Below are 26,171 nucleotides of genomic sequence, written 5' to 3'. Positions count from 1 at the left end.
GGACCGGCCGGAGCGCCCGCGACGGTACGCGGAACGGCCGGGCCCGGCACGCTCGCGTACCGGGCCCGGTGGTGTCAACGGTTCATGGCTGCCCAGAACTCCTCGAAGGACATCCGGCCGTCACCGTTGGTGTCGAGTGAATCGATCAGCTCCCGGGCCTCGGACTCGGTGATCGCGGAGCCCTCCAGCTCCGTCACGACCTTCCGGTACTCGTCCGCGGTGACCAGGCCGTCCCCGTCCACGTCGTACCGCTCGAAGACCTTCCGTGCCGCCGTTTCCACGATGTCCGCCATGTGCTCCGTCTCCCTGCGATCTTCGCTGACGGGCCCACACTATCCGCCCCTCCGGGGGCAACGCGGGCGCTGCCCCCGGACCGCCCGGACGCCTGCCCGCGGCCCGCACGCATCGTGGCGAGGACCACGCCGCACGGCCCCGTCGAACGACGGCCTCGGAACGACGACGACAGGGGCATGCCACTCAGCTCCTGACGAGTGGCGTGTACGGCGTGTTCTCCGGCGTGAAGACCAGGACGAAATCCCTGCCCGCCCGGGTGGCGACCTCGTGCAGGCGGGCCAGGACCTCGGCCTCGGAGGGAAGGTCGATACCGAGAGCCTCAGCCGCACGGTCCCGCCGAACCACCAGGTCGGGCATGTCCTCCAGGTAGTCGGCAGCCAGCTCCCGGCTCTCCTCCCCGGTGAATGCGCGACAGTCACGCCACCAGGGCGCGACCAGAAGGAGCCGCAGCAGCTCCGGCAAGCCGATCGCGACCAGAGCCGCACCGCCCTCGGAATCCGCATACAGCACCGGCCGCTCCTCGCCGCCTTCGCCGCAGAAGAAGTACGTACCCCCGGCCCCGTCACCCGCGAAGCCCTCCAGCGCCGCGCCCGACGCGAGGTGGACCTCCTCGACATGGTCTCCCCGGTCGAGGTCGAGGTCGAAGTCGCCGGGCCAGGCCAGGAAGTCGACGGCCTCGTCGTGTTCGAGAACGGCAGTGATCAGCGATTGCATGCGCCGTACCCTAAACCCGCGCTTTCGAGGAGCTGACTGCCCGACAGGCGCCCGGGCAAGCGAAAAACGCCTCTGGCCGGCGAGAGCACGGTCCCACGGTCCGGGCGGGCGGCCGGGCATCCGGTGCCCCCGAAACTGCCGAACCGGGCCGGGCCCGAGATGCGCCCGGGTGAAACTTCCCCGTACCGGCCCGCAGCCGGGCGGCAGGCCGCCAGGATGGGGCGGGTGACCACCCGCGCCCCAGACCTTTGGCACCACTACGGCCGTACCCGCGACGGCAGTGACCGCGCCGTCCCCCCGGCCTTCTACTGGAACTGGGGCCAGGACGCCGGGCCCGGCCCGGAGGTCCTGGGCGACCTGACCGGCCGGCACGTGGGCGACCTCGGCGCCGGGACGGCCCGGCACGCCGCGCACCTGGCGGCACACCACCGGCCCGCCCGGGTCGCCGCGGTCGACGCCTCACCGGCCCAGCACGCCACGGCAACCGGCCTGTACGCCCACCTCGCGCCACGCCTGCGCATCATCGCCTCCGACGCCGTGTCCCACCTGCACGCGACGACCGGCACCTGCGACGTGCTCTACAGCGTCTTCGGCGCCGTGGACTTCACCGACCCGCGCGAACTGCTGCCGGCGGCGGCCGCCGCGCTGCGACCGGGCGGGCGGCTGGTGTTCGCAACCCTCGCCCACCACCTGGGCGGGGCGCCCGCCCGCCCCGACGCGAGGCCCACCGACGTCCCGGCGAGAACGCCGGACGGCGAGACGGCCACGATGCACCGCTGGGTACTCCAGGCGCACATGTGGACCGAACTGCTCGGCGAGGCCGGGTTCACCAGGATCACCACCGACGTGCTGCCCGCCACCACCGGCGGGCCGCGCGCCGCCGACACCCTGCTGGTGCGCGCGCACCACCCGTCCTGAGCGCTGTCCCCCCTTCAGGCGAGCACGCCTTCGCCCGGGCGAAGAGCCGGAAGGACCCTGCGCGACCGCCGTCTCCGGGCGGCGTCGTCCGTCACGCGGTGCCCGGCACCGCCCCCTCCACCACCCCACTCTCTCCGACCGACCGGACAAACACGCAGGTCACCCGGCACGCCGGCAGCCGCTCACGGGACAGCCCCCAGCGGTCGCCGAGGGGGCGGTGCCGGGCGGCCCCGGGGCGAGGGCCGGATCGCATCGGGAAACGACGGATCCTTGTCGCCCTGTCGCCTTGCCGGCCGCCGGGGCGGCAGGGGCTCATTCCGGCTGCGTCCCGAGCCGCTCGGCCAGGAAGGCGATGATCTCGTTCCGGGCCTGCACGGTGGGGTGACCGTCCTGGTCGACCAGGTGCGCCGTGACGACGCTGTGGGCGCAGCCGACGACGTCGCGGAAGAACGGCGGGGGGTTCGTGCTCGCCGTCCCGGCTTGGATCACGCGGCCGTCGAACGCTTCCCCGAGCAGCGCCCGGTAGGCCGCGAACCGCTGACCGGTGCACCACCTGTCGTCCTCGAAGCGGTAGGCGAGAACCTTCAACCCGTCTCGCGCTACGCGTTCAGCCACCGCAGCGGCGTCCTCGTCGCTGATCTCCAGACCGCCGGGGTCGTCGAGCGGAAGCGACGGATGGTTGACCACCGGTGCGACGACAGCGGGTTCGAGCGCCATGGTCAGGGCGAAGTTGCCGGTGAAGCACAGACCGACGGCGCCGACGCCGGGTCCGCCGCACTCGGCGTGCGCCAGGCGGGCGAGGCCGCGCAGCCATGCGGCGACGGGGCTGGTGCCGCCCCCGGCGAACGCCCGGAACTCGGCGCTGACACAGGCGCGTCGAACGACGGCCTCGCCCGCCTCGGCGAGCGGATAAGCACCGTCGACACCGAAAAGAGAGGGCAGGTACACGCAGAAGCCGGCATCGCGCACCCACCGCGCGAACCGCACGACGTCGGGGCTGATCCCCGGCATCTCGGGCATGATGACGACGCCCGGCCCCGACCCGGCGACGTACACGGTTTTCTCGACGCCGTCGACGCCGACGGTCCTCCGCAGGAAGTCGTCCAAGGGGTCGTTCTGCCCCCGCATGATTGTCATGACCGAGATCATGGCGAGCAGCCGCCCTCCTGAGAAGCGGCGACATCGCCACATGTCCCGGCGATACCGCCACCCGTTCAAAGACGCCGGAGGAACCGCATGAGCCCGCTGCGAATCGGTGTGCTGGCCTACCCCGGCTGCTTCGCCTCGGAGGTGTTCGGAGTCCCCGACCTCCTGGTGATGGCGACTCACGTCGCCGCGGCGCAAGGGGCCGTCCAACCGACCTACGAGACGTCGGTCGTCTCGCCCCGACGGCGTGTGACCGCATCCGGCGGCTCGGTCCTCGACGTCTCGGCGATCCGCCCGGTGGACGTGCTGATCGTGCCGGGCTTCGAACTCTCGCCCACGCTCGACCTCGACACGACACTCGCGAACCTGGAGCCGGAAACGGCGTCGATCCGATCACAGGCGGCCTCCGGGACCGCTGTCGTGTCGATCTGCGTGGGCGCCTTCCTGCTCGCCGAAGCCGGACTGCTCCGCGGGCGCGAAGCGACCACGTCCTGGCTGTTCGCGGACCGGTTCACCGACCGGTACGCCGACGTGCGCCTGCGCCCGGAGCACCTGGTCGTGACCGACCGGGGAGTGACGACCACAGCCGCCTTCAGCGCCATGTACGACTTCGCCCTGCAGCTCGTCCGGGAGCACGACGGCCACCGCGTCGCCCGCAGCACCGCGCGTATCGCGCTCGTGGACGATGCGCGCTCCACACAGGCTCCCTACGTCGACCCGGAACTCCTGCCCACGGTGGGCAGGGAGTTCTCGCTCGGCGTCAAACGGTGGCTCGACCAGAACCTCGGCGCCCGCTACGACCTGCCCGCCCTCGCCCGGGAGTTCCACGTGAGCACGAGGACCATGCTCCGTCGTTTCGGTGAGGAAACCGGCCGGACACCACTTGCGTACCTGCAGACGGCCCGGGTGCGCCGAGCCGAACACCTGCTGGAGACGACCGACAGGACCGTCGCCGACATCGCAGCCGACGTCGGATACCGCGACTCCGGGGCGTTCACCGGCATCTTCGTCAGACACACGGGCCGGCGGCCGGGGGAGTACCGCGCGACATTCCGCCGCCGCCGCGCCCACCCCGGATCGACCTGACGAACGGCGCAGCCGCAGCACACACCACGGCACTTGCCCGCACCACGATCCGGGCAGCCGCCGCGGTCGCCGCCTGCGCGGACCGGCACCGTGGGCGGTCCGCTGCTGACGTCGGGCGGCACGGGCAGCGGGCCCGACCGCCGTGAGGCGGTGCGCCGCGGGCGCTTCGCCGGGACGCGGCCGAAAAGGGTGCAGGTTCACTTGTGGTTCCGTGCCCGGCCGCCGGGGGCGGTGCGCCCCGGCGGCCCGGCACGGACAGGTGACGCACGTCGCCCCGGCGGTCGGGGTGTCGTGCCGTCAGGTGCCGGTTTCGCTGTCCGGCCCGGCCGCCAGGACCGTGTCCAGCCTGTGTCTCAGGTGGGCCCGTTCGGGTTCGGTGCCCACCAGGTCGAGTGCTTGCCGGTAGGCCGTGGCGGCCTCGGGCAGGCGGCCGAGGCGGTGCAGCAGGTCCGCCCGGGCGGCCGGACAGGGATGGTAGTGGCGCAGTTCCGGTTCGTCGGCCAGCTCGTCGAGCAGGGCCAGGCCCGCCTGCGGCCCGTCACGCATCGCCACCGCCACCGCCCGGTTCAAGGCGACGACGGGGGAGGAGGTGAGCCGGAGCAGCACGTCGTAGAGCGCGGTGATCTGCGGCCAGTCCGTGGTCGCCAGGCCGGTGGCCTCGTCGTGGAGGGCGGCGATGGCGGCCTGCACCCCGTACGGGCCGGGCGGTCCGCCGCTCAACGCGAAGCGGGCCAGGCTGCTTCCCTCCTCGATCATCGTGCGGTCCCAGCGGCCGCGGTCCTGGTCCTCGAGCAGTACGAGCTCGCCGTTGGAACCGGTCCGGGCCGCGCTGCGCGCGTGGACCAGCAGCATGAGCCCGAGCAGGCCGGCGACTTCCCGCTCCGCGGGCATCAACCGGCGCAGGATCCGCGCCAGCCGGACGGCCTCCTGCGTAAGGTCGAGCCGCTGCAGCTGTGGGCCCGAGCTGGCCGCGTACCCCTCGGTGAAGACCGAGTAGACGACCTGCAGGACCCCGGGCAGCCGTTCGGGCAGTTCGTCGGCCCCGGGCACGCGAAACGGGATACGGGCCTGGCGGATCTTCTTCTTCGCCCGGACGATCCGCTGGGCCATCGTCGCGGTGGGCACGAGAAACGCCCGCGCCACCTCGGGCGTGGTGAGCCCGGCCAGGCAGCGCAGGGTCAGCGCCGTGCGGTCCTCGGCCGCGAGGGCGGGGTGGGCGCAGGTGAAGAACATCTGCAGCCGGTCGTCGGGCAGGCCCCCGTCACCGTCCGCGGGCGGCCCGGGAGCGGCCCGGTCCGTCTCCACCTGCATCACGGCCAGGCGGGCGGCGTACGCCTGGTCCCGCCGCAAGCGGTCCACGGCCTTGCGCCGCGCCGTGGTCAGCAGCCAGGCCCCGGGCCTGGCCGGGACGCCCCGGACCGGCCAGTGCACCAGGGCCGCCTCCACGGCCTCGGAGGCGACCTCCTCGGCCAGGTCGAGATCGCCGAAGCGGCGGACCAGGGAGGCCAGCAGCCGGCCGTGCTCCTCACGGAACACCGACTCCACGGACGACCGGGCCGACGACGCGCGCCCCGGCCCGGCGGGCATCCCGGCCCCGGTGCCCTCCTCGTCGGTGGCTTCCTCGTCCTCCACGGTCAGGCCCCGAACTCGGCGACCGGACGGACCACGACCGACCCGCTGCCGCGCGCGCCGGGACAGCGGGCGGCCCAGTCGAGTGCGACATCCAGGTCCGGCACGTCGATGACGTAGAAGCCGCCGAGCACCTCCCGGGTCTCGGCGAACGGCCCGTCGGTGACGGTCCGCCCGCCGTCCCGGCCGACCCGGACCGTGGTGGAAGTGACCAGATCGGCCAGCGACTCCCCAAAAACCCAGACCCCCGCGTCCTTCATCTCCTTGTCGTAGACCATCCAGTCCTCGACACCGCACTCCGCGGCCGCACCCTCCTCGTCCGTCGCAGCGGCATTGATCAGCAGCATGTACTTCACGGTCCGACTCCTGTCAGGTCCTGTTGTTCCCTCGCACGGCGGGGCGCCGCACACCATGACGACGAACGGGGGGGCGGCCGGATCGACACCTCCCCGAAAAAATCTGCCGAGCGGGCGTCTCCAGGCGCGCCCGCCTGATGCTGGGTGCCGGTCTCGTGCCGGCGGGGGCGGCCGTCGCCTGCCGTCGACCGCCTTCCCGCCGGTCAGGGAAAAGACGCGTGACGGTCCGCCGCCGGCACGAGACCGGGGGACCGCCCCCGGCCCTTCCCGGAGGCGCTGAGGGAGCCCGACGCCCTGTGGTCCTACAGCCGTCCCAGGGAAGGAGCCTCCCTTCGCCGGCGGGTGTCATCGGCGACAGCCTGACCGCCGCCCGTTGAACGTGTGGACGACATCGCGCACGTAGTCCTCACCGACCTGCATCAGCGTGGTGATGTCCTTGACCGTCCGGCCCTGGGCGGACATCAGCACCACGACCGCCCGGCGCAGCCGGACCGGGTCCTTCGCGGTCCGGACGATCCGCTGCAGTCTCCGACCCTCCTCCATGCCGACCGGCCGGACGAACACACTCGGTCGACGTCCCACGACCACCTCCAAGATCAGGACTTGGAGACAGTTCGCCGACCGGCAAGCAGCACGTCGATGCCCCGGCCAAGGTCACGTGGCGGGCCGTCAGGACGCGTCATGCCTGCTCGCGCAGCCCTGCCCGGGGCGGATGAACACCTTGCCGGAGTCGAGGTCGACAGAGCTGGGCGGTGCACCGGAGTCGGCGTCGTCCTGGAGGACGAGTTGGCGTTCCCGCTCTTGTCGGACGTGTCGCTGTGACGGATGGAAAAGTTCGTCCCACGCCTCAACGGCCGGTGCGCCCCCGCCGCCGTGCGTGCGCCGACGCCAGCCGACCCATGCGAAGAGGACAAGCCATAGAGCTCGTAACACGATCATGAGTTGGCCTTCTTGAGGCGTCTCCAGCAGATGAGGCTGCAGGCGAGGGAGACGAAGGCGTCGTGGAGCTCGGTGCGGCGTTCCCAGCGGACGGCGAGGCGCCTGAACTGGTGGAGGAGGGCGAAGGTCTGCTCGACGACGTAGCGGAGCTTGCCCAGGCCCTTGATGTTAGGCCTGCCCTTGCGGGAGATGACCGGCAGGATCCGGCGTTTGCGCAGTTCGCGGCGGTTGGGGTTGGAGTCGTAGCCCTTGTCTCCGAGGAGGGCCTCGGGGCGCCGGCGGGGTCGGCCCGGGCGGCCGGCGACGGGTGGGACTCCGTCGACCAGGGCGAGGGTCTGGGTGACGTCGTTGACGTTGGCCGCGGTGGTGATGACCTTGAGCGGGGTGCCGCGTCCGTCGCAGATCAGGTGGTGTTTGCTGCCCGTCTTCCGCCGGTCGACCGGCGACGGACCGGTGTCGGCTCCCCCTTTTTGGCGCGGACGTGGGAACCGTCGACGCATGCTCTGGACCAGTCCAGCTCGCCGGCCGCGTGCAGCCTGGCGAGCAGGACGCGGTGCAGTTGGTCGAAGACTCCGGCCTGTTGCCAGCGCTCGAGGCGCCGCCAGCAGGTCTGACCAGAGCCGAACCCCAGCTCAAGGGGGAGCAGTTGCCAGGCGATGTCGTTGTACAGGACGTAGAGGATGCCCTGCAGGCACAGCCGGTCCGGCACGGGCCGTGGACCGGGAGCCTTCTCGGGCCAGGGTGGCAGGAGCGGCTCGATCAGCGCCCACAGGTCATCGTCCACGATCCACGGCCGGGTAGTCACACCCTCTCGAACGGCCGAATCGTCACACCGGGCACGGCCTACCAGGGCAGTTCAACAAGATCGTGTTACGAGCTCATAGCCTGGCAACTCCTGCCGATGGAGCTGGGGTTCGGCTCGGGGCAGACCTGCTGGCGCCGCCTGGACCGGTGGCAGAAGGCAGGAGTCTTCGACCGGCTCCACCGGGTCCTGCTCGTGGAGCTGAACGCGGCCGGCGAACTCGACTGGTCACGTGCGTGCGTGGATGGTTCCCACATCCGCGCGAAAAAGGGGGCGCCGACACCGGTCCGTCGCCGGTCGACCGGCGGAAGACAGGCAGCAAACACCACCTGATCTGCGACGGACGCGGCACCCCGCTCAAAGTCATCACGACCGCGGCCAACGTCAACGACGTCACCCAGACCCTCGCCCTGGTCGACGGCATCCCACCCGTCGCGGGCCGCCCCGGCTGGCCCTGCCGCCGACCTGACGCCCTGCTCGGTGACAAGGGATACGACTCCAACCCCAACCGCGACGAGCTGCGTCACCGGCGAATCCTGCCCGTCATCTCCCGCAAGGGATCACCGAACATCAAGGGCCTGGGCAAGCTCCGCTACGTGGTGGAGCAGACCTTCGCCCTGCTCCACCACTTCAAACGCCTCGCCGTCCGCTGGGAACGCCGCACCGAACTCCACGACGCCTTCGTCTCACTCGCCTGCGGCTTGATCTGCTGGAGACGACTCAAGAAGGCCGGATCTGATCGCGTTACGAAATCTCCGGGCTGATACGCGTTGGCCTTGCCCTCGGACCGGTCGCCGTGTCGCTGTCCTTCTCCGGTCGCCACCCGGCACGTTGGCCAGGCGCTGGTCGTGGTCCAGGGCGGCGAAAGGCGATCCTGCCGTTCAGGACAGTCCACTTGAAGGCCCGAAATCCAGGACGGTCCCAGGCGGAACCGGCCCCTCACCCGCGTAGGTATTGGTCAGGGGTGCTGCTGGTGCGTCGTCCTCGGCGAGGGTCAGGCTGGGCCAAGGCCCGGCGAGGGCCGCATCGTCCAGAGTAATGCCGAGGTGGTCGAGTACGAGCGCCACCACCGGTGCCATCCCGGCGCCCTCACCCTTGTGTGCGGCGAGCGCCTCTTCCACTCGATCCCACCAGTGGCCGAGCGGTTCGGACCGGCTGTGCTCCATGCCGGGCTCGAAGTACTCGACGCACTCGCCGTCGCGCCAGTACTGGAAGACGCCGATCCCCTCGGTAGTCGCCACGCTGTACGTCTCAGTTCCCCGAGACAGCGCAGCGAGCGATTCTTCCCCAAAGCCGATGCTGCCGTCCTCCTCGACGCAGAAGGCCCATCCACCGATCCTGCCGGCCCGCAGCAGCGAGACCATCCCGTCACCCGATTCACCTGAGGGTAGCTCTGAGGCTGCATCCCAGCCGAGTAGTCGCGCCTGCTTCGGATCGGCCCCGTAGCGGACGAACACCTCCTCGGGGGCGAGACCGCGAGTGAACGTAGCGCACATCCAGGCCCTCGCCCAGTCCAGCGAACCCGCGTCTGCGTCCATGATCTGCCTCCGTCATTCACACCTGGCATCACTTATCAGGGGCGAGCCTTCCAGGCTCTCCGCAGTGTGCCAAGCACGGCGAGGAGCCCGGATCATGATGCCTGGTTCATCCGATGGGATCGGTACCGGGCAGGACGCCCCGGAGGGCTTGCCCGGTGAACTGGATACAAAAAAGGGCCGCGAGCGGCTGCATCAGCCCCTGCCACGCTCGACCAGGACACCTCAACAAGATCTTGTTATGAGCTCATAGGTGGTGAGCCCGACTGCCTCTTCCGCCGCCGGGCCACCAGCAACGTGCTATGCCCATCGCATGCCCAGTTCGTCCAGTGCGGCGACCCGTTCGGCGGGCAGCTTGGCCCGCCGACTGCGCTGGTTGCTGATCCACACCCCGAGCTTGACCGCCTGGCCCTCGCCCCCGTCAACGCCGTCCAGGGTCTCGATGTGCTTGCGGGGTACCCGCAGGTGTCCCTCGCGGGCGTGGTATTGGCGGGCGGCGGCGAGGTTGGTCGCGAACTTGTCCGCGTGCGACGTCCGACGCGACCCTTGCTTCTCCTCGCTGTCGGGGTCGAGGCCGAGGACGTGTTCGAGCATCCACTGCTGCGCCGCGGCGAGTTTGTCCCACCCGGTGTGCTGCGCGCGGATCCACCGTCCGAGGTCTTCACCGCCCACGGTCTGCCCGGGCGTGATCTCGGCCAGGTCGCCGCCGGCTTCGCGCCACTGCCGCGCCAGCACAAAGGCCCGCTGCCAGGAGATGGGCCAGGCCGGGCACCAGGCCGGGTCGATCTCCTCCAGCTGCTCCCGGCGTTCCTTGGTCAGCGCGCCGGCGTGTCCGTCGACGGGCAGGCCGGCCTCGAGCCGCCGGGTGATCTGGTCGGCGGTGCGCGCGGCAGCACGCTGGTTCTTCAGCCACACCCCCACCGGGTAGCCGCGCCACACGGCGTCGGCCGGGGCGGCCAGTCCGACCCCGTGCTGGTCGGCCCATCTGTGGGCCGCCTCCAGCCCTTCCTGCCACGCGACGTCGGTGTGGGACCACACCATGCCCAGCGCCTCCAGCTCGGCCACCCGCCCGCCCGGCAGCCGCCCGGCGCCGTGCGCCCGCCGCTGCTCGGCGACCCACCGCCCCACCGGAAACCCCTCCGCATCGACGTGCCCGTAGGGCACGCGCAGGTCCCCGTGCTCGCCGTGGTAGGCCACCGCGGCGGCCAGGCCGCGCCGCCAGGCGGCGCGCTCCGGGCGCAGGACCCGCAACGTGACGAACCGGGCCAGCAGCGCCGGGTTCCGGGGGGTGGAGAAGGCCAGCAGTTCGCGGGCGGGCCGGCCCACGCGCGGCCCCTCGCCCTCACCCCGGTCGTCGTCCTGCTCCTGACCCTCCTGTCCCTTTGTGTCGACTCCGGCCGTACGGCCGGCGGCCTGCGGTGCGGCCAGGGCCTCGACCACCCGGGTGTCGTGGGCGCGCAGCGCGGCCAGCAGCCGGGCCAGCCCGTCGTAGCTGTTCGAGGTGAGCATCGCCTCCGGCGTCTCACCGGGGCCCAGGAGGACCGGCACGGCCAGGCTTGCGACCTTGTCCTGGCCCGGTTGCATGCGCAGCGCGCGCCCCACGGCCTGCACGATGTCCGGCATGGAGCCGCGCACGTCCGCGAACGCCACCGCGTCACACGCCCGCGTGTCCACGCCCTCCCCGAGCACGCGCACCGACGAGAGCACGCACCGCTCGACGACATCACCCTCACTGGTGAGGCCGGTCTCGAACTCACCCAGCACCTGCCGCCGCCACGCCGGATCGTGCTCCCCGCACAACCACCGCGCCCACGTCCCACCCGGCTTCGGGTACAGCCCCGGCTCCCGGCGCCACAGCTGCTCGGCGACCGCCGGCAGCCCGGCGGCGAACGCCTCCGCCTCCGCGGTGCGGTGGTGAAACGACAAGACCCGCCCCAGGTCGTACTCCGCCGCAGCCTTGAGTACCGCGGTCTGCACCGCCGCCAGCCGCGCCCCGCGCACCTGGACCGACCGCACGTCCGCACCCGACGCGACGGCGGCCTGCCAGGCGGGGTCGGCGACGTCCACGCAGATCACCCGATACGGCGCCACCAGCCCCCGCTCGATCGCCTCGGACAGCGACAACTCGTAGACCACCGGCCCGAACACGGCCTCGTCGTCCATCGAGGCCACCAGACGACCCTCCGGCGCGCTCGCCCCGTTCCCGCCGTCCGAACCAGAACCGCCGGCCCAGTCCCCGTCCGGCTCCCACAACCGCGGCGTAGCGGTCATGTACAACCGGCGCACCGCCGACACCCGCTGCTGGTCGTGCACCGCAGCCCACGGCTTGCCCGCCGTCCCCGACGTGCGGTGCGCCTCATCGACGACGACCAGGTCCCACGCCTCCAGCCCGGCGCGGTGGGCGCGCTCCAGGGTGCCCAACCCGAGGGAGGCGTAGGTGGCGAAGACCGTCACCCGCTTTAGGCCCTTGCACCACGCCACTAGCTCTCCGACGTCCGTGGTGGAGGGGAAGCCCGGCCCGGTGTCCCCGCGCAGCGAGCACACCCCCACCACGGCCCCGCCACGGCCGGCCTCCTGCCACGCGGCCACCGTCTGGGTCAACAGATCCAGCGTCGGTACCAAAACCAGCACCCGACTCGCTCGCAACCGCTCGGCCACCCCTGCGGCGATCCGCGTCTTGCCCGTTCCGCAGGCGGCGACCACCTGCGCCCGCAATCCTGCTGCCGGGGCAGTCGTGCCGGTGGGCAGTTGGAGGGCGCGGGCGGCCGCGTCGACGGCCTCGGTCTGGTGGGGGCGAAGACGATGCGCAGACACAGCCGCCCAGTCTTCCACCTCCCACCCCTCGGGCCGTGCGCCGCCTAACCCCTCGCCGCCTGTGCGCCCCCCGGCCGGGCCCGACCGCAGGCTCTGCCTGGCCGGGCCCGGAAGGCGGATACCGCGAGAGCCCGGGAACGAGCCCCCAACGCCCTGCTGCACTCCTGTCCTGCCGCCATGACTGCGCCGGATCCCGCCCTCAAGCTCGCCTCCCATGTCCGGGCCGCCCTCGCCGACGGGCCTTTTCCGCCCGCCGGGGGCTGGACCCACATGGGTGCTGTGCTCTGCGACGCGGTCTTCCAGTCCGGCCTGCGCTGCGAGGCTGTGGTGCGGCTGCGGATCGTCGTACTGCAGGCCGCGTGGCCTGACTCGCACGCGGTCACCGGCTTCCGCGCACGTCTGGCCACCGAGGATCTCGGTACCGTGCTGCGCCTGGCCAATGCCCGCAAGCCGGCCATGGTCACGGCCCTGGCCGAGCACTTGGCTCTGGCGGAGGTCGACACCCGCGACCACCTGCGCGCGTGGTTGGAGGAGGAGGCCCATCGGTCCGGGCTGTGCGCGGTCCACGGGGTCGGGGCGAAGACCGTCGACCACCTCGGCTCCCTGGCCGGCCGGTCCGGCGTCGCGGTGGACGTGCACCTGCGGGTGTTCGCCCGCGGGGCCGGCGTCGAGGTGACGGAGTACGCACAGCTGCGCGAGGTGTACGAGCAGGCCGCGGACCACCTCGGGCACGACCGTGGCGGACTGGAGCACGCGGTGTAGCGCCACATGTCGGGACGGCGTCGGGGCTGAACCGGGCTTCCTCGGCACAGGCACTGGGGTCTTTCCGCGGAACGCTCGACGAGGGAACCGTCCGCCGCCGTGTCCTTGTCATCGCCTGGGACCAGCAGGTCCAGAAGGCGGCCCTGCAACTCCTCGCCCTGTGGGCCACCCCCACCGCGCTCTACTTCCTCCTGCGCACCGCAGCCCGCTACCTGCGCCGCACATGGCCCGGAAGCCGGCGACCGGCCCGCCGTGTCGACGACGGCGGGCCGGTCGTCGGCTTCCGGGCAAGGTGTGGGCGGGTCACGGTCGGTGCCGGTGGCTGCGGCGGCGTCCCTACCGGGGGAGCGCTGTGTACCGGTCCACCAGGGCGCACAGCCCGTCGACGCGCCGGTCCGCGGGTTCGGCAGGGGAGGGCTGGGCGTGGGCCCACTGCTGCCACAGCCCGCCGGGGAGAGGAAACCGGCCGCGTGGTCGGTGCCCGAGCGGCTGTCGATGTGCGCCAGCGCGCTGACGGCCCAGTGCTGGTCGTACCGGCAGTCGGGCCTACGCAGGCAGCGGTCCAGGTAGGTAGTCAGATATACGGCGTCCTCGGCGCTGCCGAACCGGGCCAGCGCGAAGGCACAGCCCTGACCGCTGAAGCACAACTGGCTGTCCAGCAGCAGGTCACCGAGGACATCGCTGAAGTACGCGCGCCGGTCGACACCGATCAACCAGGCCGCGGTCAGACGCGAGCGCCACTCGCTCTGCAGCAAAACCTCCAGCTCCTCGTCGGTTGTCCGACGCGCTGCCACCCCCAGCGCCTGAAGGAAAACGGTCCGGTCGGCCTCCCGGCACCGTGCGAAGTTGCCGTGCAGCAGGCCCAAGTAGCGCACGACTCCTCCCACGGCCGGGTTCACGTAACGGTCGATGAGACCGAGCAGTTCAGGATCGGAAGAGCGAGGAAGCCGCATGAGGACCATCCTCGCCCGACCGACAGCCCACAGCCACCACCCCGTGCCACCACACCCCGGGGGAAGGCCCCTGGCACCTGCCGCACCTCGGCTCCGCCGACTCCAAGGTGCCACCGGCGGCGACCTGCAGCCGGGGCGACACCTCCACCACCCGGGCGTCGTGGGCGCGCGACGCGGCCAGCAGCCGCGCCGGCCCGTCGTAGCTGTTCGAGGTCAGCATCGCCTCCGGCGTCTCACCGGGATCGAGCAGCACCGGCACCGCCAAGGAAGCCCCCCACGCCCTCACCCGACTGCACCCGCAGCGCCCACCCCGACGACACCCGGCATCGCACCGGGCCCTGCACCGCCCTGAACCCCCGGCCCTGAACCCCCGTCCCGCCTCGTCCCGGCGCGAGAGGGAACTGCCACGCCGCACACGAAGCCATGGCATGCTGGCGACGCCGGTCGACAGCACACCGTGGGGAGAGGTCCAGTGGCCGCCGGGTACTACTGCGCCGACAGGAGAACGGCGACCATGTCGACGACCCGTCCGAAGATGCCCTGTTCGACCTGATCAGCGAACTCAACGACTCCGACAACACGTTCGTCGTCATCCAGCCCGACGAGGACGACCCCGCCTGGTTCGCCTCCGTGGCCGTCCTCGACGAAGGCGGTTACGAAACCGTCCTGCGCGACAGCGCACGACGCGAACACAAGGTCACCACCGACACAAACATCGGCGAAATCGCCCACGACCTCATCCTCTGGCTAGCCGCCCGAGACTTCCCCGGACGGCCGACCCGGCAGAGAGGCACGTTACACAACACGGCCTAGGCTTTTACGGGTGGCCGGGCGCACCACGACAAGGTCACCGGCGATATTTCACGCGACCCGCGCGCAGCCCGCGCCCTACGATCCCCGGTACGGCCGGAGGAGCGGGGGCGGGGATGCGTGAGGACCGCAGGGGCGGGACAGCGGCGGCGGCGCGCCTGGCGGAAGGTGCGCCGCTGCGGGACGCGCTGGTCGTCGCCGACCCCGGTGACTGGCTTGCGCTGGACGCGGGAGCGCGGGAAGTGGCCTGGTACCGGGTGCAACCCCTGCCGGAGTGGGAACACACCGCCCCGCTGCCCGCCGACCTGACACAACTGGGCGAGTCCCGGCTCGCCCTCGCCCTGTGCCACCGGGACGGGCGGATCCGCGAGGAAGCGGTGCGCAGGGCGGCGCAGCACCCCGCCCTGCTGCCGCTGATCGTGATCCGCTGCGCCGACTGGGCCGAACCCGTGCGCGAGCACGCCCAAAAGCTGCTGCGCCAGGTCCTGGACGCGCACACCGCCGTCGATCTCGCGCCGCTGATCCTGCGCGTCGGCCGCCGCGACCGGGGCACCTTCGGTGTCGAGCTGCTCGGAAAGGTCCTGAGCCGGGCACCTCACGGGGGGCTCACCGCTCTCTTCGCCCACCCCGACCGCCTCGTGAGGCGGTTCGGATACCGGCTGGCCGTCGAGCACCAGCTCCTCCGCCCCGCCGAGCTGGCCCGTGCGGCCGCCCGGGACGAGGACACGGTGGTCCAGGACCTGTGCGCCACCGCGGCCCTCACATCCCTGCAGGACGAGGACAGCACCTACGACGAAGTGCTCACGCCCCTGCTGACCGCACGCAGCCCGCGCACGCGTTCGGCCGGCGTCACCGCGCTGCGGCGGGCGGGACGACCGAAGCAGGCGGAGCCGTTCCTCGCCGACCGCTCCGCACTGGTACGCGCCTGCGCCCGCTACGTGGTACGACAACACGGAGACGACCCGGCGCCCTGGTACTGGCAGCGGTGCGCGACACCCGATGACCCCGGGCTGCCGCCCGGTACGGTCATCGGGCTGGCCGAGTGCGGAAACCGCGCGGACGCCGGTCTGCTGCGGCCGCTGCTCGCACACCCGGCAGCCGGAGTGCGAGCGCAGGCGGTGGCCGGGCTGCGAGCACTGGACCTCGCAGACGCAGAACGGCTGTGGCCGCTGCTCGACGACCCGACCCCCACGGTCGTCCGCGAGACAACCGTCGCCCTGCTGCCGTCGACGAAACAACTGCCCATCGGCCGGCTGCTGGAGCGCACCGGGGCCGAGTACCCGCGGCATGTCCGGGTTGCCGCGTTCCGGCTCCTCGACGCACACGGCGGGGTCGTGGCGCTGCGAGCGGCGGTCGGGCTGCTGGAGGACTCGGACGTGAAGCTGCGCACCTGGGCCAGGCAGTCCGTGCAGCGCTGGCATCCGTCGGCGCAGGTGCGGTGCGGGGACGCGGAGGTGGGCGAGCTGCTCGACCGCGGCCGGCACCTGTTCAGCGATCACGCGCTGCGGCGACGCAAACGGGAAGCCGGGCTGGACGGCTGACCCACCCGGAAATTCCCCACCACCGGAACCACCGTGCCGGTGGACGTCTCCAGGGCGCGCACGGCCGCATCGACGACCTCGACCTGATGCAGGCGAGGAGAGGAAGGCGCAATCACGGCCGCTCAGTCTCCCACCCGGCCACCACACAACCACGGCCGTCACCCCCACTATCCCGCCCCCGATCAAGACCGCACGGAGGACACGACCGTGAAAGAGCTCCTCGCCGACCTCCTGGAGCACCTCCTGCAGGGACTCCTCGGAATCCTGCTGATCACATGGTGGCTGGGCGGCCCCGCCGTCACCGCCATCGTCTGGGACCAGCAAGACCCGAAGGCGGCCTGGCAGTTCCTCGCCCTGTGGGCCACCGCCACCGCCCTCTACTTCCTCCTGCGCGCCGCAATCCGCCGCCTGCGCCGCTCCTAGCCCCACCCGTAACCAGCCGCGCACCCGGCCGCGCCGGACGATCGCCGCCCTGCTCGCCGGCGACATCGCTACGGGTGGCCCGGTCCCTTCCCAGGACAGCCGTGAGGGAGACTGTCGCCCCGCACGCCGTACAACCAGCCCGAGGAAGGAAGTACCCCTTGCCCGTGGGCATCGTCGACGGCTGCCTCACCATTGCCGGGATGATCGTGGATGCTGCTTCGCCCGCCCCACGAAGGGACGGGGCTCCGGAGGGGCCACCTTCCGGAAGGGGCGCGCTGCAGGAAGAAATTGGAGGCAGGTCGTGGATTGGTCGGACGAGGAGTACTGCCTGTACGTCAACGCCAGTGAGGCGTCGTCGCTGTGGATGATCCTGGCGGACTACACCCGCAGCGAGGACGAGAAGGAGTGGACCGAGCACATCCCGGTCTTCCGCAGGCTGATCTCCCAGTGGTCCTCCCGGGGGTTCCTCAAGCTCTTCCAAGGAGAGGAGTGGCCCGCCGACCTGAAGGGCCGGGAGATTCCACCGCCCGAGGTCGATTCCGTCCTGTCGGACCCGGACAACTGGCGTTACGAGGAAGCGCCGTCCCGGCTCACCTGCATCACGGTCGGGGACCGTGAGATAACCGAACTGCGAGAACCCGACGCATGAGCCGATGCCGACGCGACCATACGTGCGGAACCGAACCGGTGCCGCAGAACCCGAACCCTGCCGTAGAGGGGAAGCGGCCGGAGGGCCGGTGACACGGGAAAGACCGAAGCTCCCGGAGCGCCGGCTTCTACCGCCCGGCGCACGCCACGATCTACGACGCCATCACCGGTTTGGACGGCCGGGACGAGCCGGCCGACCCGATCACCGTGGCCGCCGAACTGGGGCGCCGCGGCGACCTGGCCCGCCTCGACTGCCCCGCCTACCTCCACCAACTGATCGAGGCCACCCCCCACCGCGGCCAACGCCGGCTACTACGCCGCCATCGTCGCCGACCGCGCGAAGCTGCGCTGCGCGTCGTGCTCGCGCGCCTGCGGGCCGAACGCGGTTGGACCTTCGACGAACTCGCCGACCGCAGCGGGCTTGCCCGGCGCACTCTCATCGACCTCGAACACGGCCGCACCACCGGCAGTGTCACCACCTGGCACACCCTCGCCCGCACCTTCGACGTGCCCATCGAGCGCTTCCTGGGCGCCCTGTGTGACGACCACACCCCGCCCGGCACGGCCACTTCCTGAACTCTCGCTCCGTCCCGGTGCGCACCACGCCGTGAATCACCCGATCGGGCAATCAGGTATGGAACAGTCATCCGCGTCTCCGCCGGCTGATCAACCCCGGTCTCACCCACACCAACAACGCCTGGCACCTCGGCACGACCACCGGATGACCGGAGTGGCTGCCCGGCTTCCGGCCGGACAGCCACTCACCAAGATTTTCATGAGTCTTCTAGCCCGTCCGGGTGGCGGCGAGGTGGGCATCCACGGCGACGACACCGTCGACGCCCTGGCAGAGGCCCACGACGACCGGGACGAGACGCGGTTCCGGGACGTGACCGCGCAGGGCGACGACCCCGTCCCGGACATCGACTGCGACGGTGCCCTCGTCCAGGCCGAGGATGCGCCCCAGGACGTCCTGCTCGACCTCGTTGCGGATCTCGACGTCGGGGCGGACGAAGGCGTCGAGCAGGTCGCTGCGGCTGACGATGCCGGTGAGGAGCCCGTCGTCGCCGACCACCGGCAGCTGCTTGACGTGCCGCTTGCGGAGTTCCCGCGCGGCCCGGGGGATCGTCCAGTCGGCGCGGGCGGTGAAGACGGGGCTGCTCATGAGCGCGCCCGCAGTCCGGGCCCGGGCCTTGCCCCAGGCGCGCTCGTCGCTCCCGTCCTGCCCCTGCGGATCGGGCATGCCGGTCTCGTGCCGCAGCACGTCGGACGCGGACACGACGCCGACGGGGGCGCCGTCGTCGTCGACGACCGGAGCCGCGACGATGTCGTTCGCGTCCAGCAACGCGGCGACCTCCTGGAACGGTGTGTCGGGGCGGAGGGTGACGACCTCCTCGGTCATCACGTCACCGACCGTGCGACGGTGCAGCATGGCATCGGCCTCTTCCGCTTTGCGACGGGGCGGCCGCAGCCGGACCGCCCGGGCGGACAACGTGCGGCACGCCGGCCTCCGCGGCCCTGCCCTGCTCGTCCACGCCGTCTCGCCCTACCCATGACAGCACCGCGCCGCTCCGGCGACCAGTAATGTTCGGCCTGGCGGAGGGTCGGCCGTCCCACGGCCAGGAGCACGGCCGAGCGCACGGCAGGTCCTGGCGACGCCGGGCGCTCGGCCCCTGCGCTTGTCGACGGGGATGATCAGGTCACCCCTGACCACTCACTCAGCATCGTTGACGCTGCTGGCTTCGGCCGCGAATACGCGACACCTCAACATACGACCTCACCAGCCCCGAGGCCGGGCTCGGCCCCAGTGCGTTGACGCACGACGCAGAGGACGGCACCTCAACGCCGCGTCCTCCCACGGTCCGGTCGAGGGCGAGCGGTGCCTGTACCACCCGGCCGGCCCGTCGATGACTGTCCGCCGTGCCGTTCCGGCCGGCCCGCCCCCGTCCCTGCTGCGGAGCGGACGGCGGATCCGGCGGCCGAGGCCGCAGCCCGGGTGGCCCAGGAGCAGATCAAAGCCGCGCTACGCGGCAAGGCCCTGGACCGCCGCCGCGGCCCTGCGCCGTGCACCCGCGCCGAGCGGGCCCGCCGCCGAGAGGCCGACGAGCGCGCCGCCACCGAGCAGCGCGCCCGGGCCCTGGCCGCGCTGGAGGCCATGGCCGACACCGCCTCCGACACCGCCGCTGTCCTGCTGGCCCTGGCCGCCGACCGTCCCGGAGCCGTCCGATGACCACTCCCCGTCCCCGCAGGGCCGACGACGCCCGCACCCGCCGCATCACCCAACACCTCCCACCCGCCTACGCCCACCGCCTCTTCCATGCCCAGGCGACCGGCGCGAGTGAGCAGCAACTGCGCGACATCGTCGCCGAAGGCCTCCAGGAGCAGTACTTCAAAGATGCCAGCCGCCGCGCCCACGACCTGCTCGTGGAATTCACCGACATCGACTACCTCGACCTCACCTACTGACATTTCGTCCCGAGGAATTCGAGCAACGGGAAAATGTGAGCCGAAGCACGATAGCTGTCACCAAGGCGGGCTGGTTGTCATCGACGGCGTTGTGAGTGGTTGTCGGTCTAAGAAGCCATCTCATTTGGCGAGTCTGCGGTAGCAGATGAGGGTGCAGGCGAGGCTGGTGAAGGCGAGGAAGTGCTCGGCTTTGCGCTCGTAGCGGCGGTGGAGGCGCCGGTAGCCGGTGAGCCAGGCCATGGTCCGTTCGATGGTCCAGCGGTGCCGACCGAGCCGCTGCGAGGTCTCGACGCCCTTGCGGGCGATGCGGTGCCGGATGCCGCGCCCGGACAGCCATTGGCGCAGGTGGCGGTAGTCGTAGCCCTTGTCGGCGTGGAGCTTGCCGGGCTTGCGCCGGCGCGGGCCGCGGCGGGAGCGGATCGGGGGGATGCCCTTGACCAGCGGGATCAGGGCCTGGCTGTCGTGGGTGTTGGCACCGGAGATCCCGACGGACAGGGGCAGACCGGTCCGTTCGGTGATCAGGTGGATCTTCGAGCCGTACTTGCCCCGGTCAACAGGATTCGGACCGGTCAGGTCCCCTTTTTCATCGCCCGCATGTTCACCGAGTCGATCGCGCACCGGGACCAGTCCAACTCGCCGCGGGAGCCGAGTTCGTCCAGGACCAGGCGGTACAGCTTGGCCCACACCCGGGCCTTGGTCCACTCGGTAAACCGGCGGTGGGCCGTCGCCCCGGACGGCCCGAACGACGCCGCGGGCAGTTGCTGCCACGTGCAGCCCGACGTCGCCACGAAGATGATCGCGGCCAGCACCTCACGGTCCCCGTGCCGGCGCCGGCCGCCGCCTTGGGGCCGCGACGGCGCCTCCGGCACCACCCGCTGGAACAACTCCCACAACTCGTCCGGCACCAGCCGCTCAACCATTCCCACCACGGCCGGCAGCCTACCGGGCCAAATGAGATGGCTTCTAAGGGTCCGGCCACCACGGCACGTGGCCGGGGGCGTCCAGGGGAAGCGCGGTGATCGTCGCGTCCGAGTGTTCCCACGTGCGCCGGTAGAACCCGACGATCTGATCGCGGGTCTCGTCCTCGGCCGCCCACAGATCACTGCCGTCGGAGTCCTGCCACCGGGGCAGCGGTTCCGAGGAAGGCCGGTCGAAGACCTCGCCGAAGTACCTGGCCTCGACAGTGGCCACGTGTTTGACCAGGCCGAGAAGGTTGGTCCCGGTCGCTGTCAAAGGTCGGCGGGCGTCGTATTCAGACAAGCCATCGAGTTTCCAGAGCAGCGCCTCGCGGTCCCGCCGCAGTCTCCCGTGCAGGTTGTCTTTCGCGAAATCATCGAACATGCGGCATGAGCCTGCCATGGGCCGTTCGTGGCCTCAAGATCCCGTACGCGGTCAGCGATGACTGGCAGGGCCGAGGCCTGGCCATGGTCTTCGACCTGCGCGAATCCGGCGCCATCGCACAAGACGCCGACCTGGTCCTCCTGCTCCACCGAGAGGGCGTCTACGAGAAGGAGTCCCCCCGTGCCGGCGAGGTCGACCTGATCGTCGGCAAACACCGCAACGGCCCCACCGCCACCATCACGGTGGCCGCCCAGCTGCACTACTCCCGCTTCGTCGACATAGCCCCACCCCTGACCACCCCCGACAAGCCGCCCGACGGCCCGCAGGACGCCCCAAGATCCCCTCCCAGCACCCCCCAAGTCGACCGGGAGGGAAATCGGTGCTCTGCGGGCCGCACAGCCGCCCCAAGAAAGGAGCACTCCTGCCCGTGGGCATCATCGGCGACAGCCTCGACCAGGCCGATCAGGAGGTCTTCACCCGCCCGATTCCGAAGACCGCGGCCGCGCAGACGCGCTTCCTCCTCAAGCAGGCCAAGGGCTCCACCAAGGCGGTCGCGCAGCGCCTGGGCGTCTCCCAGCGCACCGTCCAGCGTTACCTGGCCGGCCGGCGCAAGCACCCCACCCCGGCCGTCGCCACCCGCCTGGAGGCCGAGGTCCGCAAGGACTGGCAACCCTGTATCCGCAAGCATGCCCGCACCCGTGCCGCGACCACCGGTGGCATCACGGTGGAGACCCGGGCCCGGTTCGGCTTCACCGCCGCCCCCGGCACCACCGACGACGCCCGCACCCGCCGCATCACCCAACACCTCCCACCCGCCTACGCCGCCCGCCTCTTCCACGCCCGGGCGACCGGAGCGACCGAGCAGCAACTGCGCGACATCGTCGCCGAAGGCCTGCAGGAGCAGTACTTCCAAGACGTCGGCCGCCGCGCCCATGACCTGCTCGTGGAGTTCACCGACATCGACTACCTCGACCTCACCTACTGACATTCCGTCCCAAGGAATTCGAGCAACAAAAAAGGCGAACGGGCCCCGGGCATTCCCCGGCCCGTCCGCCTTTTCTACACGCTCACCAGTCCGTTTCCGCCGCACCGGCGCGGGCCGAATCCTGCCCACCGCGCCGCCGTCGAAGGCGACGGTGCGGTGAGGGGTGGTGCCTGCGCGCGGCACGGTGCGCAGGTCTCCCGACGACGCAGCCATGGAGGGAACGGTCATGGCTCAACTGTCGCCGCAGTGAGCCCGGTGCGCCGGCCGGGCCCGGCGCAGGGCGGTCAGTACGCTGATCGGGAAACGGTCCGACAGCACCACACGGGCCCGGCCGACGCAGTCGTCGGTGATCGCCGGGCCGACGGAAGCGCCCCCGCCCGTCCGCCGGCCCGCTCGCCCACGAAGCCCCAGACGCCGCGATGGCACACCGGCAGAAGACGCAGGGCACGGCAACAGGGAGCACTGCGCTGCGCCGGGGCAGAAACGGGACAGCTCGACCAGGACCTCACCGAAGACACCCCCACTCCACCACCCGCTACGACCGACGCCCCCGCTGCTTCCCCTCCCGCACCCAAACCCGCAGCGCCTCTACCACCACCACAGAGTGGGGGTGGTCGGGTCCGAGGATCCGCTCACTGTCGGCAGCGGCCTGTTCGAGCAGGGTGATGGCTTCGCTGGTGCGTCCGGCCTGCTGGTAGGAGGTGGCGAGGTTGGCGCGGGCGCCGAGGGTGTCGGGTGGTCGGGTCCGAGGATCCGCTCGCTGTCGGCGGCGACCTGCTCCTCGATGGCGATGGCCTCGGTGGTGCGCCCGGCCTGCCGGTAGGAGCCGGCGAGGTTGCCGCGGGCAGTGAGGGTGTCGGGGTGGTCGGGTCCGAGGATCCGCTCACTGCCGACGGCGACCTGCTCCTCGATGGCGAGGGCTTCGCTGGTGCGCCCGGCCTGCCAGTAGGAGGCGGCGAGGTTGCCGCGGGCGCCGAGGGTGTGGGGGTGGTCGGGTCCGAGGATCCGCTCACTGTCGGCGGCCACCTGCTCCAGCAGGGCGATGGCCTCGGTGGTGCGCCCGGCCTGCCGGTAGGAGGTGGCGAGGTTGTTGCGGGTGTTGAGGGTGTGGGGGTGGTCGGGTCCGAGGATCCGCTCGCTGCTGGCGGCGACCTGCTCCTCGATGGCGAGGGCTTCGCTGGTGCGCCCGGCCTGCCAGTAGGAGCTGGCGAGGTTGCCGCGGGCGCCGAGAGTGTGGGGGTGGTCGGGGCCGAGGATCCGCTCGCGGTCGGCGGCGACCTGCTCGAGCAGGGCGATGGCCTCGGTGGTGCGCCCGGCCTGCCGGTAGGAGGTGGCGAGGTTGTTGCGGGTGTTGAGGGTGTGGGGGTGGTCGGGTCGAGGACCCGCTCGGCCTGGGCGGCCAGACGTTCCCAGTAGGTGACCGCGGCGTCGTACAGGCCGGCGTTGAGAAGGCTGCGCCCGGCCCGGTGGAGGACGGGGTGGCCGTCGGGGGTCCACAGGTGGTCCGCGGCGTGACCGGCCAGGGCGTCGGTGTTGGCACGCAAGCTGGCGGCCAGGTCCCAGTCGCTGTGATCTTCTGCGGGCCATAGTTCGTAAAGAGCGTCGGCAGCCGTTCTCACGATGGCGGGGGTGTCGGCGTCGGGGTGGTTTCGCGGGTGGCGCGGGCGGTGAGGGCGTGCAGCCGCACGGCCCGGTTTCCGGCCCGGGCGTCGTCGGTGAGCAGTCCGTAGCGGTGCAGGACGCGCAGTGCAGCCCGGGCCTGCCCGGCATCGACCCTCTCCTGGAGCTCGGCCTGGTCGGCGCCCTCCCCACCCTGGCCGGCCCCGGCCCCGGCCCCGGCCCGGCCCCGGCCTCGGTGCCAGTGGGTTCGGTTTCGGTGGGTGTGGTGCGGTGGGTGGTGAGGTATTCGGTGACGGGGGTGGTGGTCCACAGGTCTCGGGGGTGTCCGGCAGGGTCGAGGACGGCGGCCAGGCGCAGAGCGGGAAGAGCGAGGCCGGCGGGTTCGCAGGCTTGGGCGGCGTCCAGGGAGAGCAGTAGCGCGGTGGTCACCTGCCGCCCGTAGCCCTCGCCGTCGGCCCCGGCGGGCAGCAGCCGGTCCAGTCGCAGCTGCCGGTCGGTGAAGAGGCGCAGGTAGTCGGTGCAGGGTATGTCTTCGTTGATCATGTAGGCGGTGGCGTGGGACAGGGCCAGCGGCAACCACCCCAGCTCCTCGACCAGCACCCTGGCCTGCTCGTCCAGCAGGTGCGCCGCGCGGCGTCGGCGAGACGCTGGCGCAGGTAGGCGACGGCCTCGGCAGGTGTGTAGGTGTCGACGTCGATCACGGTGCGGCCGCCGGGACAGTTGGGCGTCGCGGCGTCGGGTGTGGCCAGCACCCGCCCGGCGCCACCCGCCGGGGCCGGCGGCCACCACGGGCCGATGGCGGTGGGGTCGGTGATGTCGTCGAGGACGACCAGCCAGGTGCGCTCGGTGGTGGCCAGCCAGGCCAGGAATGCCTGGGCGTCGGCTTCGGCGTCCTGCCGGTGGCGTCGGGGGCGTGGACGCGGAGCGCGGCTTGGGCGTAGGCGGAGAGGAGCCGGTCGGCCTGGCTCGCATCGACCCAGGCCACCAGGTCGGTGCGCTGGGCCAGGGCCTGGCGGGCACAGGCGGCGGCCAGATGGGACTTGCCCACCCCGCCGCCGCCGGCCAGGACCTGGGTCAGCACCACCGCAGTGTGGTCGGCCCACGCGCGGTCGATCCTCTCGCGCAGATCGGTGCGGGATTGGAAGGCGGAGGGTTCGGTCGGCACGGTGCCGATCAGTACCGGCCAGGAGATCGGCTCCCGCGGCACCGGTGCCGGGTTCACGGTCAGGTCGCCACCGACGCTCAAGGCTCGGTGACGGCGATGCTGCCGTGCGAAGCGCCGGCCGACCCGCTGCGGGCCACCTGCACCGGGCCTGGCCGACGGGGCCGCTCTGCTCGGGTACCGGGCCGCGGTGGCCGGTCACCGCCGTACCACCGTCCTCGGCGACGGCGGCACCGGTGTCGGTGACGGTCACCGACGGCACCGGCACATCGCGGTAGTCCTGGGGTCCGGTTTCGGGCGCGGGCCGGCGCTTGCGGAACCTCATGACAGAACGACCTTCTCCAAAACGGAACAAAACAGGATGAAAAAGCAGAGCACGGAAGGGCGGATGACGAGGGTCAGCTGTGGTCGATGCGGTGCTGGCGTGGCTGCGGGGCCGTGCGCGGTGGCGTCCCCGGTCCGCTCGGCCGCGCGGACCGCCCCGGTGCCGCCGGGCCGACGTACACCGCTCGCGCTGGCTCCGCCGGTGGCCCGGGCCGCTCCGGTGTCGACGGCTGTGTCCTGCGGCCCCGGCGCCTGGGGCCGCTGGAGCAGGGCCCACAGCAGGGCGGGCGATGCCGGTAGCGGCCTGGACCGAGGCGCCGACCAGCTGCCCGGTGTCCGGGTCGTCCAGCAGCCACACCAGTGGTGTCGAGGCGATACCCGCCACCGCAACCACGATCACCGTGATCTTCCATGCCGTGCCATGGGCACCCTCCCCGTTCCTCCGCCCGCCGTTCTGCCGGCAAGGAGACGGCACTGACGGGTTGTCATCCATGGTGCCGCACTCCAGCAAGATCAGGTCCCATCCTGCTTCCCCCTCAGCCTCCGGGACGCCTCGCCCTCGGCCTGTCGGCGCTTCCCCGTGACGGCTGCGATCCTGCCACCGGCCCGCCTCCGCGGCCCGCCTGCGGACCGGGCTGCTTTGGGGTTCCCTTTGGGGGTGTCCTGCACGGTGTCGACTGGGGCTCCGACCGGGGTGGTCTTTGGGGTACCGGCCCCGCGCGGCCACCACAGGCATTTCCGCAGCTCAGAGGCGGTTTTCCACGCTGTCGGGAACTCTGACTCACCTTACGTCTGCCCTGTGCTTGTGCCTGATGGGGTGTGGGAGCGGGGCGTAGGGGGCGACGTGCGGTGACCGGGAGGAGCGCTGCGCTGCGCCGGGGACGGGATGGCTCGGCGGTGCCTCGC

The 26,171-nt window shown here is 71.8% G+C and carries 24 protein-coding genes and 7 pseudogenes; 14 read left to right on the top strand and 17 right to left on the bottom strand.

Going from position 1 to position 26,171, the window contains the following annotated elements:
* Window positions 1–74: 74 nt before the first annotated feature.
* Entirely contained in the window at window positions 75–293 is a 219-nt protein-coding gene (locus GQS52_RS00140) for an EF-hand domain-containing protein (protein WP_182311080.1), read from the bottom strand.
* 184 nt (window positions 294–477) lie between these two features.
* A complete protein-coding gene (locus GQS52_RS00135; RefSeq protein ID WP_182311079.1) occupies window positions 478–1,008 on the bottom strand; it encodes a hypothetical protein in 531 nt (176 codons plus the stop codon).
* A gap of 216 nt (window positions 1,009–1,224) precedes the next feature.
* On the opposite strand from GQS52_RS00135, the gene GQS52_RS00130 reads away from it, so the two are divergent.
* The gene (locus GQS52_RS00130; protein WP_182311078.1) at window positions 1,225–1,926 is read left to right on the top strand and encodes a class I SAM-dependent methyltransferase; all 702 of its coding nucleotides are present in this window, start codon (window positions 1,225–1,227) and stop codon (window positions 1,924–1,926) included.
* A 312-nt stretch (window positions 1,927–2,238) separates the two neighbouring features.
* Here the strand turns inward: GQS52_RS00130 and GQS52_RS00125 are convergent, their stop codons facing one another.
* On the bottom strand, window positions 2,239–3,075 hold the full coding sequence (locus tag GQS52_RS00125; RefSeq protein ID WP_259370473.1) for a dienelactone hydrolase family protein: 837 nt from the start codon (window positions 3,073–3,075) through the stop codon (window positions 2,239–2,241).
* An 87-nt stretch (window positions 3,076–3,162) separates the two neighbouring features.
* Between GQS52_RS00125 and GQS52_RS00120 the strand changes: the two genes are divergently transcribed.
* Window positions 3,163–4,158 (top strand): helix-turn-helix domain-containing protein, encoded by a 996-nt coding sequence (locus GQS52_RS00120; protein WP_182311077.1) that lies wholly within the window; start codon window positions 3,163–3,165, stop codon window positions 4,156–4,158.
* A 297-nt stretch (window positions 4,159–4,455) separates the two neighbouring features.
* On the opposite strand, the gene GQS52_RS00115 is transcribed toward GQS52_RS00120, so the two are convergent.
* The 5 genes from GQS52_RS00115 to GQS52_RS00095 form a co-directional block, all read right to left on the bottom strand.
* Window positions 4,456–5,745, bottom strand: a complete 1,290-nt coding sequence (locus tag GQS52_RS00115; RefSeq protein WP_182316119.1) for an RNA polymerase sigma factor — start codon at window positions 5,743–5,745, stop codon at window positions 4,456–4,458.
* A 47-nt stretch (window positions 5,746–5,792) separates the two neighbouring features.
* Window positions 5,793–6,143 (bottom strand): YciI family protein, encoded by a 351-nt coding sequence (locus tag GQS52_RS00110; RefSeq protein ID WP_182311076.1) that lies wholly within the window; start codon window positions 6,141–6,143, stop codon window positions 5,793–5,795.
* A 345-nt stretch (window positions 6,144–6,488) separates the two neighbouring features.
* Entirely contained in the window at window positions 6,489–6,725 is a 237-nt protein-coding gene (locus tag GQS52_RS00105; protein WP_259370472.1) for a helix-turn-helix domain-containing protein, read from the bottom strand.
* Between the two features lie 87 nt (window positions 6,726–6,812).
* Entirely contained in the window at window positions 6,813–7,082 is a 270-nt protein-coding gene (locus GQS52_RS26915; protein WP_220472720.1) for a DUF6191 domain-containing protein, read from the bottom strand.
* Window positions 7,079–7,887, bottom strand: a protein-coding gene (locus tag GQS52_RS00095) for an IS5 family transposase (protein ID WP_259370471.1) whose coding sequence is annotated in 2 segments (ribosomal slippage) — window positions 7,079–7,554 and window positions 7,554–7,887 — 810 coding nt in all. Because the reading frame shifts where the segments join, the coding sequence is not laid out codon by codon here. The genes GQS52_RS26915 and GQS52_RS00095 overlap by 4 nt, the downstream gene beginning before the upstream one ends.
* Before the next feature lie 233 nt (window positions 7,888–8,120).
* Between GQS52_RS00095 and GQS52_RS00090 the strand changes: the two genes are divergently transcribed.
* A complete protein-coding gene (locus GQS52_RS00090) occupies window positions 8,121–8,648 on the top strand; it encodes an IS5 family transposase (protein WP_182311074.1) in 528 nt (175 codons plus the stop codon).
* Window positions 8,649–8,765: 117 nt separating this feature from the next.
* Here GQS52_RS00090 and GQS52_RS00085 read toward each other — a convergent pair whose 3' ends face one another.
* The gene (locus GQS52_RS00085) at window positions 8,766–9,422 is read right to left on the bottom strand and encodes a DUF6461 domain-containing protein (RefSeq protein ID WP_182311073.1); all 657 of its coding nucleotides are present in this window, start codon (window positions 9,420–9,422) and stop codon (window positions 8,766–8,768) included.
* Between the two features lie 297 nt (window positions 9,423–9,719).
* Window positions 9,720–12,233, bottom strand: coding sequence for a DEAD/DEAH box helicase (locus GQS52_RS00080; protein WP_259370470.1), 2,514 nt, complete (start codon window positions 12,231–12,233; stop codon window positions 9,720–9,722).
* Window positions 12,234–12,410: 177 nt separating this feature from the next.
* On the opposite strand from GQS52_RS00080, the gene GQS52_RS00075 reads away from it, so the two are divergent.
* From GQS52_RS00075 to GQS52_RS00045, 7 genes and pseudogenes are all read left to right on the top strand, one after another.
* Entirely contained in the window at window positions 12,411–12,995 is a 585-nt protein-coding gene (locus tag GQS52_RS00075; RefSeq protein ID WP_182311071.1) for a hypothetical protein, read from the top strand.
* Window positions 12,996–14,420: 1,425 nt separating this feature from the next.
* Window positions 14,421–14,761 (top strand): annotated as a pseudogene (locus tag GQS52_RS27140) (hypothetical protein).
* Window positions 14,762–14,874: 113 nt separating this feature from the next.
* Window positions 14,875–16,299, top strand: coding sequence for a hypothetical protein (locus GQS52_RS00065; RefSeq protein ID WP_259370469.1), 1,425 nt, complete (start codon window positions 14,875–14,877; stop codon window positions 16,297–16,299).
* Between the two features lie 207 nt (window positions 16,300–16,506).
* Window positions 16,507–16,722 (top strand): hypothetical protein, encoded by a 216-nt coding sequence (locus tag GQS52_RS00060; RefSeq protein ID WP_182311069.1) that lies wholly within the window; start codon window positions 16,507–16,509, stop codon window positions 16,720–16,722.
* Window positions 16,723–17,023: 301 nt separating this feature from the next.
* The gene (locus tag GQS52_RS00055; protein WP_182311068.1) at window positions 17,024–17,371 is read left to right on the top strand and encodes a hypothetical protein; all 348 of its coding nucleotides are present in this window, start codon (window positions 17,024–17,026) and stop codon (window positions 17,369–17,371) included.
* Window positions 17,372–17,541: 170 nt separating this feature from the next.
* Window positions 17,542–17,604 (top strand): annotated as a pseudogene (locus GQS52_RS27135) (hypothetical protein); the annotation flags it as partial.
* Window positions 17,605–17,718: 114 nt separating this feature from the next.
* Complete coding sequence (locus tag GQS52_RS00045) at window positions 17,719–17,946, top strand: helix-turn-helix transcriptional regulator (protein ID WP_182316117.1); 228 nt, start codon at window positions 17,719–17,721, stop codon at window positions 17,944–17,946.
* A gap of 208 nt (window positions 17,947–18,154) precedes the next feature.
* Here GQS52_RS00045 and GQS52_RS00040 read toward each other — a convergent pair whose 3' ends face one another.
* Window positions 18,155–18,799: a CBS domain-containing protein gene (locus tag GQS52_RS00040; protein ID WP_182311067.1), complete on the bottom strand. Its 645-nt coding sequence runs from the start codon at window positions 18,797–18,799 to the stop codon at window positions 18,155–18,157.
* 564 nt (window positions 18,800–19,363) lie between these two features.
* On the opposite strand from GQS52_RS00040, the gene GQS52_RS00035 reads away from it, so the two are divergent.
* On the top strand, window positions 19,364–19,597 hold the full coding sequence (locus GQS52_RS00035) for a hypothetical protein (RefSeq protein ID WP_182311066.1): 234 nt from the start codon (window positions 19,364–19,366) through the stop codon (window positions 19,595–19,597).
* A 23-nt stretch (window positions 19,598–19,620) separates the two neighbouring features.
* Window positions 19,621–19,833, top strand: a pseudogene (locus tag GQS52_RS00030) (XRE family transcriptional regulator); the annotation flags it as partial.
* Window positions 19,834–19,953: 120 nt separating this feature from the next.
* Here the strand turns inward: GQS52_RS00030 and GQS52_RS00025 are convergent.
* Window positions 19,954–20,753, bottom strand: a protein-coding gene (locus GQS52_RS00025) for an IS5 family transposase (protein WP_182316116.1) whose coding sequence is annotated in 2 segments (ribosomal slippage) — window positions 19,954–20,414 and window positions 20,414–20,753 — 801 coding nt in all. Because the reading frame shifts where the segments join, the coding sequence is not laid out codon by codon here.
* 46 nt (window positions 20,754–20,799) lie between these two features.
* A pseudogene (locus GQS52_RS00020) lies at window positions 20,800–21,174 on the bottom strand (DinB family protein); the annotation flags it as partial.
* Window positions 21,175–21,257: 83 nt separating this feature from the next.
* On the opposite strand from GQS52_RS00020, the pseudogene GQS52_RS00015 reads away from it, so the two are divergent.
* Window positions 21,258–21,458: pseudogene (locus GQS52_RS00015) on the top strand (DnaB-like helicase C-terminal domain-containing protein); the annotation flags it as partial.
* A 143-nt stretch (window positions 21,459–21,601) separates the two neighbouring features.
* The gene (locus tag GQS52_RS00010; protein ID WP_182311065.1) at window positions 21,602–22,159 is read left to right on the top strand and encodes a helix-turn-helix transcriptional regulator; all 558 of its coding nucleotides are present in this window, start codon (window positions 21,602–21,604) and stop codon (window positions 22,157–22,159) included.
* Window positions 22,160–22,694: 535 nt separating this feature from the next.
* Here GQS52_RS00010 and GQS52_RS27130 read toward each other — a convergent pair.
* From GQS52_RS27130 to GQS52_RS26900, 4 genes and pseudogenes are all read right to left on the bottom strand, one after another.
* A pseudogene (locus GQS52_RS27130) lies at window positions 22,695–22,829 on the bottom strand (tetratricopeptide repeat protein); the annotation flags it as partial.
* 120 nt (window positions 22,830–22,949) lie between these two features.
* A pseudogene (locus GQS52_RS26910) lies at window positions 22,950–23,746 on the bottom strand (tetratricopeptide repeat protein); the annotation flags it as partial.
* Window positions 23,747–23,774: 28 nt separating this feature from the next.
* The gene (locus GQS52_RS26905) at window positions 23,775–24,089 is read right to left on the bottom strand and encodes a hypothetical protein (RefSeq protein WP_220472718.1); all 315 of its coding nucleotides are present in this window, start codon (window positions 24,087–24,089) and stop codon (window positions 23,775–23,777) included.
* Between the two features lie 387 nt (window positions 24,090–24,476).
* Window positions 24,477–25,025 (bottom strand): hypothetical protein, encoded by a 549-nt coding sequence (locus tag GQS52_RS26900; protein ID WP_220472717.1) that lies wholly within the window; start codon window positions 25,023–25,025, stop codon window positions 24,477–24,479.
* Window positions 25,026–26,171 lie beyond the last annotated feature (1,146 nt).

This window comes from Streptomyces sp. SCUT-3 (genome assembly GCF_014083985.1).
Classification (GTDB): domain Bacteria; phylum Actinomycetota; class Actinomycetes; order Streptomycetales; family Streptomycetaceae; genus Streptomyces_H; species Streptomyces_H thermolineatus.
The sequence above is the reverse complement of the archived record's forward strand: the minus strand, read 5'-3'. Positions and strand labels throughout refer to the sequence as shown.